General features: G+C 57.6%; 1 protein-coding gene. It reads left to right on the plus strand.

What is annotated here, in order from left to right:
* Window positions 1-250 (plus strand): NADP-dependent isocitrate dehydrogenase (locus tag ACLJNW_RS27175; RefSeq protein WP_410961660.1); only part of this gene is annotated, 250 nt, incomplete at both ends.

The following is a 250-nucleotide window of genomic DNA, read 5'->3' on the forward strand; positions in this document are numbered from 1 at the left end:
GGACTGCAAGGAAACCGGCGTCATGTGGTCCCTGCACGTCAAGGCGACCATGATGAAGATTTCCCACCCGATCGTCTTCGGACATGCGGTGAGCGTCTACTACAAGGACGTCTTCGACAAGTGGGGCCAACTCTTCGAAGAGCTCGGCGTGAACCCGAACAACGGTATCTCCAGCGTCTACGACAAGATCAAGTCGCTGCCCGCCTCCCAGCAGGAAGAGATCCTCCACGACATCCACGAGGTGTACAGC

This window comes from Salmonella sp. SAL4457, from assembly GCF_046548235.1.
Classification (GTDB): Bacteria; Pseudomonadota; Gammaproteobacteria; order Enterobacterales; family Enterobacteriaceae; genus Salmonella; species Salmonella enterica.